The following is an 8,647-nucleotide window of genomic DNA, read 5'->3' on the forward strand; positions in this document are numbered from 1 at the left end:
CCATTACCGATGCCCGTACCGGTATACAAAACCTGAAACACAAGCTGGAAAGTTATGAGTTTGAAGGCAACACCTATTGGTTTACAGTTAATCCATCAACAGCAAAAAGCACCATAGCCTACCTCCTGCCCAATTATGATGAGTACATTGTAAGCTACAAAGACCGCAGCTTTGCCATCAACGTAAAAGATATTAGCAAGGCCGACCCCCGCGGCACCATTTTTAACCATACCATTATACTCAATGGTAAAATTGAAGGCATCTGGAAAAAGGCGATCAAAAAAGATGTGCTTCAATTGGAATTAACACCGTTTAAAAAACTAAGCAGTGCCAACTTGGAACTGATTGAAATAACGGCTAAAAAGTATGCGGATTTTTTGGAATTAAAGAATGTGATAGTGAAGTACTTAAAACAATAATCTTTTTTATTATTTTTCAATCTTATTTTCTTGGAAAATGTAAGACAACTCTTCAATGTTTTTTGTAAATATTAAAAATTCCGAATCGTTGTTAGATGTAGCTAAAATTTTAGCACAACCAATTGCTAATTTAAGTTTCATCATTATATTTTGCAATTCAATTTGTTCAGCTTCAGCATTTAATTTCCTTGTTTCAGCAAACCCTTTGGCTTTATTGGCTAATAAGTTTTCGATTTCCGCCAACATTTTTTGATTTTCAATTGAGGGTTTTTCTAATTTCGCATTAGCAAATTCAATCAAGTTAGCTGATACTCTACCAAATTCCTCTCCAATGCTGCCATTAGTTTTAGTATTAATCTTAAAGTCAATTAATTCCATTACCATGTTAGTAAGCTTAACTTTCATTGTCGCCCACATTTGCGGATTTGCACCCTCAACATCAACTTTGATGTACGATTTGACTTCTTGACCTTCCTCTTCCTCAAACATTACGCTAAATATAAAGTATGGTCAAACTGATTCATGCCTGAAACTTTTAGATAGTCACCACTAATATTTGAGTACAATTCCGATAACATAGAAATCATCTCTTTAATTTCATTTTTTGAAAATTCAGACGTGTCGAATATTAGACTTATTGGAGGTGCATTTGAATTTCTTTGAGCCACCTTAATATCATTGTCAGGATAAACTAATATTTCTTTCTCTTCGAATTTCGCACCCTCCTTAATTTGGCCATTTAATATGTCCTTATTTTCCTCTACAATTCGCTTTAACGTTTCATAATTTACTTTAAATACACTCAACTTTTCGGCTGCCAAATTATCTTCATCCCGTAAAATAGATAGCAGTAGATGAATACTTGTAATTGAAGAACTTGAGAAAATTTTTGCTTCTAAGTAACTTATTTTAAGGACTTTTTCTGCTTGCTTTGTTAAAGGAATGCTTCCAATTAATTTCTCGGTATTTTGGCCTACTTTTTCCAATACATCATAAAGGCTTCTCTTTAAAACATCGAAATTAACATTTAATATTTCAAGTGCTTTTAAAGCTGAATTTGCACCGTCATGAAGTATGCCTAATAGCAAATGCTCTGTACCTATATAATTATTTCCGCAACGAATCGATTCTTCTCTTGAGTATTGGATTATATCTTTTACTGTAGGTGTGAACTTTGCTTCCATATGTGTAAATATAATTATTTATATATATTAAATACTATTACAAGTATCACTAAATTCATTTAACATAAAGGTATAAGCCTAAATTTTTACATATGAAGCTTTTAAATCCTAACCCCATTTAAGCTAACCAAATCGTCATTGTTATAAACGTGACGATCTTTGATAGATAAGTCGGAGATAAGCACGCGAAGATTGCCACATCGCTACGCTCCTCGCAATGACGCGCGGGGCAGGAAATCCGCGTTAGGGATTGCAGCGGATACCGGCCCCGCGCCTAAGGCCTGCGCAGTATGAGCGGAAAGCCCGGGCCGCAGGCAACGCCATTATACAAGCAAAGCACCCTAAAACAAAAAAGGCCGCAAAGTTTTCACGTTGCGGCCTCTGTATATATCTTAAAGTAATATTACTTCCTCTTTTGAACTTTTACACGTGGCGCAGCTGCTACCTTAACAGGCTCGGGTTTCAACTCTTTGTTCCTTCTTAATATCGACATAAAGAAACCGATAACCATAATAATGGTACCCGCCCACAGGAAGTTAATATAAGGGAACTCGATAGCCTTCATCACAATGAACTTCTTTTTGCTTTCGGGCTGTTGGTAAACAGTAATTTCCACTTTACCATCGGCAAGGGTTTTACCCGGTATAATTTTGGTAAAGCGCAGTTTTAAACCCGCATCATCTACCTTTTTGCCAAAATCGAACACGCTGCGGCCTTTTATCATGTAAACTGGTTCGCTTTGGTAGGTTTTGCCGTGGCTTATCACCTCAAGCTGTGCACCAACTGCAATATCCTTATCGGTAAGCGGTATGTTTTGCAGTTTTGCGTTTTTGTTAAGGCCTTTCAGTATGATGATACCATCGCGGTAGGTCATGGTATCGCCAACGGCAATTTCATGCGTTACAGGGGCATCATATTTCTTGTCATCACCTTCTTCGCCATGCGATGCCTCTTCACCTTGGGGCTCGGTGGTAATCACGTTGGTCATGGTAATGTGGGTGTACATATCATGGAACAGGTAGTGCTTGGTATCGGGCGATGACGACATGCCCCCCTGTGCCTGTATCACGTTTGGCCTCAAAGTAAAGCTTTCGGTTACCTTACCATTCTGAATACGCTGGTAATCTATATTAAACAAGTGCTGTGCCCCTTCAATGGTATCGCTACGGAAGGTTACCATATACTCGCCCATTTTAAGTGGCTCATTCTTATAAAGCAGGATATTCTCTTTAGGGTTTTCGTCTTTGGCAAATTCTGCGCTGTATTGCTCGCCGGTAAGGTTTTCAGATATTACCCGTTTAGTACCTGCCGATATTAGCGCGCCAACCAGCAGCAAGCCAAAACCAATATGCCCTACAGCAGAACCTGCCAGCTTAAACTTGCCTTTAACAGCATCGGCCAGTACTTTACCGTTTGCTACAACAGAGTAAATAGCGCAAAGCATCACCAGGTTAAACACAAAGTTTAACTTATAAACACCTGTAGCATACACCACCAAAGCGGTAATGAGCGCGGCAAACACCAAATACACAAGCGTTGTGATAAAAAAGCGCCTGATATCTGTTTGTTTATATTTCAGGAACTGTGTAAAGCCGCTTAGCAGGGCAATTACCACCGCGAAAGATGCCTGTATAATATTATATTGCTTAACCGGATCGGTAGGTGGCGCAAGTTTGGTGCCGAACATGGCATTCCAAACCGGTACAGACGTTACCAATATTAGTTGCAGGCACGACAGGCCCAGGAACACAGCACCAACAAACATCCAAAACTCGCGCGAGTAGGTATCTTCGTCCTTTTTGGTGATCGGGAGTTCTTTCCATCGGCTTATCAGCAAATAAATAGTGATGGCCAAAAATACAATAATGCCTATTACCAGTTGCCAGAACAGACCGATATCGGTAAAAGCGTGTACCGACGATTCGCCCAGGATACCACTCCTTGAAAGGAACGACGAATACCAAACCAGTACAAAACTAAGCAGGGTTAAAAGCGTAGCAGTAAAATAAGAGTGACCTGTGTTTTTAAAAACAATTAATACGTGTACAGCGGCTACCAATACCAGCCACGGGAAGATAGAAGCATTCTCTACCGGGTCCCAGGCCCAGAAGCCGCCAAAGTTTAACGATTCGTACGCCCAAAACGCACCCATAATAACACCGGTACCCAGTATCATACAGCCAAACAAAGCGTAAGGTATGGCTGGTGCCACCCATTCTTTATAGCGCCTTTTCCAAAGGCCGGCCGTAGCGTAAGCAAACGGCACTACCAATGATGCCAGACCCAAAAACAAGGTTGGCGGGTGGATGATCATCCAGTAGTTTTGCAGCGAAGGGTTCATGCCCTTGCCGTCTTTTATAAAATCAAGGTAATTTGGATTTTTAAATATCGGCGCTTCCATTGCGTTGCGCAGCAGCAGGAAAGGTGAACTACCAATATGCGCGCTGCCAATTTGCAGGCCAAGCACCATAGTACCCAATACCACCTGGGTTAACGCCATGGTAACCATTACAGAACTTTCCCAGCTTTTTGCTCTCCAGATAAGGATATTACCTAAAACGGCAGTCCAGAAGTACCATAACAAAAAGCCGCCCTCCTGCCCGTTCCAAAAGCCCGACACAATGTAGTAAACAGGCAATTCGCGCGAGGTGTACGACCATGCATAATGATATTCGAAATAGTTATGATAAAGTATATAGAACAGGCAAACGCCCATCCCTAATATGGCTACAGTATTTAGCCAGTAGCCTATACGGCCTAAACGCAGCCATGAGTTATCGCTCTTGGCAACATCCTCTTGCGCAGAAAAATAATAACAGATAAGCGAAAAAAGGGCGGCACCAAATGCCAAAACAATAAAAAACTGGCCCAACTGCCCGGGTAGCAGGTGTTCGCCTTTGAAAACTATATCCATTAAAATTTAATTATATGCTTGCGCTTTTCTTGGCGCTAACTTCGGTAACGTTCAACTTATCGTCGGTGTATTTAGACGGACACTTCATCAGTATTTTTGATGCATGGAATTCGCCGCCTTTCATCTGGCCGGTAAGTACAATTTGCTCCGAGCGTTCAAAATCCTGCGGCTTGGTACCGGGGTAAACAACCTTGCATTCTTCGCCCTTATTATCTTTCATATAAAAAGAGAAATAGTTGGCGTCTTTAGTGGCGTCGTAAAACAGTTCTTTGCTTTTATTCAAGTGTCCAACAACATGCAATTCGCTCTTGCTTGTTTTGGCGTCGTTAAAAGAACCGTAAGTACTTGTGTTTGAATAAGTACTAATAATAACCGCTATCGCGATAGCAATAACAATGATACCTACAATTGAGCTTTTCTTCATTAATTGATATTTACCTGTATTACAGTTTACAAAAATACAAAACGCAAAGCTAAATAAGTTTATTACAAGCGATATATGTTATTTAGAATTGTTATTGATAATATTAGAGGTTAGAGGTTAGAGGTTAGAGGTTAGAGGGGAATGCGCTGTTGAAATGTTTGTTTTGTTTTTTTACCTAATCTCTAATTAACTATTCTCTAATCTCTAAACCATGGCGTTGCCTGCGGCCCGGGCTATCCGCTCATACGCGCACAGGCTTTAGGCGCGGGCCGGTATCCGCTTCTATCCCTAACGCGAGGATTGTCACCTTGTCATGCTGAACGCAGTGAAGCATCTATTCGCCGAAATGCATTTAGGCGATTGCAAAGTTCGCAAATAGATCCTTCGCTATCGCTCAGGATGACAAGAAGGGTTACGATTAACCTGATTTAGGACGGTAATGAACGAGCGGGGCCTGACAGAAAAGCGGGCCAAAAGGTAAAGGCCTGCGGGGAGAAGCTTTTTTCTGTCTTGATTTTTTGGTTACTTTTTGATCAAGCAAAAAGTAACAGCCTTGCCGCGGCAATTGAGCGGGCCGATGTTTAGTGTACACCAACATGAGAGATGCCGAAATAAATTCGACATGACGATTTGAATTTCCTACATTAGCACTATTAAAATCTCTTTATAAAATATCCCATTCTATTACAGAGCCCTTAAAGGCAATGTACCTTTTGTGCTTAACCAATAAGCACGACAATCAACTTCTATTACATTTTATAAACAGAGAATAAATGAAACCTATTCATATAGTTGCCGTTATTGGCGGCACAGGCAAAGCAGGCAAATACCTGGTTAAACAATTACTGCTACAAAACTTCCGGATAAAACTACTGCACCGCAAACCGGAAACTTTAACTTTCGATAACCCGCTTATCGAAATTATTAAAGGCGATGCACGTGATTACAAGGCTATCTATACTCTTTTAGCAGATTGCGATGCGGTACTAAGTTGCCTAAGTCAGCCCGTTGGCGAGCCTACTATTTTTAGTGATGCAACCCGGAATATTTTAAAAGCAATGGACGCGCACCAAATCAGCAGGTATATTACAACAGCGGGACTAAACGTTGATACCCCGGCCGACCAGAAAAGCGCGCAAACACAGTTCGGCACTAACTGGATGTACGAGAACTTCCCGGCGACGACAAAAGACCGGCAGGTAGAATACCAGTTATTAGTCGATAGCGATATCGACTGGACCATGGTACGTTTGCCCCTCATCGGCCAAACAGACGACATCAGCGAGATTACAGTTAGCCTTGTTGATTGCCCGGGCAGCAATATCAGCGCTACCAATTTGGCTTTGTTTATGATAAAGGCTTTCAGCGATGACGAGTTTGTAAAGCAGGCTCCTTTTATTGCGGATAAGTAATAATTATCTAAGTGTCATTGCGAGCGATAGCGTGGCAATCTCATAGAATAAGTGGATGTGCTAAGATTGCCGCGTCGCTATCGCTCGTCGCAATGACATGTATTTTTATAATAACAAAGGGCGCTTACAGCGCCCTTTGTTATTACCACACCAGCTTATACCCTACTCCCCTTATGTTAATGATCTGGATATTGGGGTCGGCATCTAATTGTCGCCGCAGCCGGGTGATGAACACATCCAAACTGCGGGCGTTAAAGAAACTATCGTCGCCCCAAACAGTGGTTAGCAGGGCTTTTCGGGTTATCACTTCGTGCTTATGTTTGCAAAGCATTTTTAGTATATCACTCTCGCGGGCGGTTAACTGCCAGGTATTGATACCCTGCTGTAAGGTATTCTTATTCGAGCTGAACAACAGGTTGCTTATCTGGTAATCCTCGTTTATTGTTTTTGGCCGTTCCAACAAACGATTGGTGCTTAACAATACTTTTATCCTTACAATAAGTTCTTCCACACTGAAGGGCTTTTTCAGGTAATCATTAGCGCCGCTTTCAAAACCGGCTACCACATCCTTTGGCTGTGAGCGTGCGGTAAGGAATATGATTGGCGTAATTTTGTCCGTTTCGCGAATATGCCGGGCCACTTCAAAACCATCCATTTTTGGCATCATTACATCAAGGGCTAAAATATCCGGTTTTTGAGCCCGGTATTTCTGTAATGCCTGCTCACCGTTGGCACAAAGCGTCACCTCGAAACCGCTTTCTTCCAGGCTCTCACGCACAATATGCGCCAGTGCCAGTTCATCCTCGGCCAGTAAAACGCGGATCTTATCCATTTTTTAAAGGTATGGTAATTATAAATTCGCTGCCTGCACCCTTTTCACTTTTTACAGCTACGCTGCCCCCATGTGCTTCTACAACATATTTAACATAGTTTAAGCCAAGCCCGGTACCTTTTACGTTATGTACATTACCGGTAGGCACACGGTGAAATTTGTCAAACACGTGTTTTATATGTGCTGCAGGTATCCCTATGCCGTTATCTTTTACAGAAAAAATTGCTTTACGCCCGGCTTTATTCAGGTTTATATCAATATGTACAGGGCCGTCACAATACTTTACAGCATTATCAATAATATTGGCCAGCACATTTCTTAAATGCAGTTTATCAGCTTCGATATACTTTATATCATTGTTGTTATGATAGGTAATTTCCACCTCTTTATCAGCCCTTAATGTTTCTGAGTTTACCAGGTCGTTAACCATTTCATCAACCTCTATTTTTTCTTTATTAAGCCTTATTTCCTTATTTCCAAATGCGGCTACATTAAGCACCTTGCTTACCAGGTCATTTAAGCGGCTTAGCTCGTTACGCGAGGTTTGCAGATAGCGCTGCGTTTTTTCGGGATCTTTTAGGGCATTATATTTCTGCAGGCCCTCAATGGCAACGGTTATAGTAGCTATGGGGGTTTTCAATTCGTGGGTCATGTTGTTTATAAAATCATCCTTTAATTCGGTCAGTTTTTTTTGATGAATAATAGTACGGATAATATAAAACAGGCAAAATATAGTAAACACTATTAAAAAGCCGGAAGCCGTTAGCGCGATGATCATTTCCTTTAACACCCCCACCTGCGCCCTGTCAAAAATAGCCCTTACAAACAGTGTATTCTTTTCTGTGTGTTGTAAAGGTAAAAACCCGTGATATTTATAACTGTATTGATCCGTTTCGCTGTAAATAAGCTCATTAGCCTGGTATAGCGCGGTCATAGGTTTGCGTGGGGAGGGCCATAAGGCCGAAAACGGTTTTGGTAAAATAGTGGGTGTTGCAGGTATTGGCTTATCCGAAAAACGCAATACAAATTCTGCCCGTGGATGCAATTTCTTCAATTCGGCACGGTAGTAATTGTATAGTTTAACACTATCGGCCCGGCGGTAATTTTCGGGGTAGCCGTATACCCCGCTTGTTATAATTTGTGTATGCGCAAAAACACTATCGCGTGGTATGCCGGGATGCGCCTTTAAATATGCTTCTACCTGCCCCCAGTTTTTAGCGTTATCCTCAAAACCAAAGGCCATAATTATCTTATCTAATAACTCAGGCGCGTAAAACGACATCTCGGTAACTACCTCGGGCACCGTAGCTTTATGGTTTATCAGCTGGCGATAATGATCAAACCAGCCTAGTGTAGTATTGTATGTATCAGAGAACCGGATAGTACTGTTTGATATTGCTATGGATAGCGGCGGATGCACCGGGTCTGTTTTGCGGAAGGTATCCAGTTTAATGTGCGTGCC

At 41.5% G+C, this 8,647-nt stretch carries 8 protein-coding genes; 2 read left to right on the forward strand and 6 right to left on the reverse strand.

The genetic code is table 11. The features are described from left to right. Positions 1 to 419: DNA glycosylase AlkZ-like family protein (locus tag WC615_RS21300; RefSeq protein WP_372980069.1), on the forward strand; the 419-nt coding region annotated here is incomplete at its 5' end. A gap of 9 nt (positions 420 to 428) precedes the next feature. Here WC615_RS21300 and WC615_RS21305 read toward each other — a convergent pair. The 4 genes from WC615_RS21305 to WC615_RS21320 all read right to left on the reverse strand — a co-directional run bounded on the left by WC615_RS21305 (position 429) and on the right by WC615_RS21320 (position 4,941). Beyond that, positions 429 to 908, reverse strand: coding sequence for a hypothetical protein (locus WC615_RS21305; protein WP_372980070.1), 480 nt, complete (start codon positions 906 to 908; stop codon positions 429 to 431). Beyond that, positions 908 to 1,603, reverse strand: coding sequence for a Clp protease N-terminal domain-containing protein (locus tag WC615_RS21310; RefSeq protein ID WP_372980071.1), 696 nt, complete (start codon positions 1,601 to 1,603; stop codon positions 908 to 910). Before WC615_RS21310 ends, WC615_RS21305 begins: the two co-directional genes overlap by 1 nt. Before the next feature lie 403 nt (positions 1,604 to 2,006). After that, the gene (gene ccsA / locus WC615_RS21315) at positions 2,007 to 4,517 is read right to left on the reverse strand and encodes a cytochrome c biogenesis protein CcsA (RefSeq protein WP_372980072.1); all 2,511 of its coding nucleotides are present in this window, start codon (positions 4,515 to 4,517) and stop codon (positions 2,007 to 2,009) included. Between the two features lie 10 nt (positions 4,518 to 4,527). Continuing rightward, positions 4,528 to 4,941, reverse strand: a complete 414-nt coding sequence (locus WC615_RS21320; RefSeq protein WP_372980073.1) for a cytochrome c maturation protein CcmE — start codon at positions 4,939 to 4,941, stop codon at positions 4,528 to 4,530. A 773-nt stretch (positions 4,942 to 5,714) separates the two neighbouring features. Between WC615_RS21320 and WC615_RS21325 the strand changes: the two genes are divergently transcribed. Further along, positions 5,715 to 6,353, forward strand: a complete 639-nt coding sequence (locus WC615_RS21325) for an NAD(P)-dependent oxidoreductase (RefSeq protein ID WP_372980074.1) — start codon at positions 5,715 to 5,717, stop codon at positions 6,351 to 6,353. Between the two features lie 142 nt (positions 6,354 to 6,495). Here WC615_RS21325 and WC615_RS21330 read toward each other — a convergent pair whose 3' ends face one another. Then, complete coding sequence (locus WC615_RS21330; protein WP_372980075.1) at positions 6,496 to 7,185, reverse strand: response regulator transcription factor; 690 nt, start codon at positions 7,183 to 7,185, stop codon at positions 6,496 to 6,498. Continuing rightward, positions 7,178 to 8,647, reverse strand: a 1,470-nt coding sequence (locus tag WC615_RS21335; RefSeq protein WP_372980076.1) for a sensor histidine kinase, incomplete at its 5' end; no start/stop codon positions are given. The genes WC615_RS21335 and WC615_RS21330, both read right to left, overlap by 8 nt.

This window comes from Mucilaginibacter sp. (genome assembly GCF_041663085.1).
Lineage (GTDB): Bacteria > Bacteroidota > Bacteroidia > Sphingobacteriales > Sphingobacteriaceae > Mucilaginibacter.

Coding starts and splice junctions, on each gene's coding strand:
- WC615_RS21325 (WP_372980074.1), top strand. CDS start 5,715: ATGAAACCTATTCATATAGTTGCCGTTATTGGCGGCACAGGCAAAGCA.
- WC615_RS21305 (WP_372980070.1), bottom strand. CDS start 908: ATGTTTGAGGAAGAGGAAGGTCAAGAAGTCAAATCGTACATCAAAGTT.
- WC615_RS21330 (WP_372980075.1), bottom strand. CDS start 7,185: ATGGATAAGATCCGCGTTTTACTGGCCGAGGATGAACTGGCACTGGCG.
- WC615_RS21320 (WP_372980073.1), bottom strand. CDS start 4,941: ATGAAGAAAAGCTCAATTGTAGGTATCATTGTTATTGCTATCGCGATA.
- ccsA (WP_372980072.1), bottom strand. CDS start 4,517: ATGGATATAGTTTTCAAAGGCGAACACCTGCTACCCGGGCAGTTGGGC.
- WC615_RS21310 (WP_372980071.1), bottom strand. CDS start 1,603: ATGGAAGCAAAGTTCACACCTACAGTAAAAGATATAATCCAATACTCA.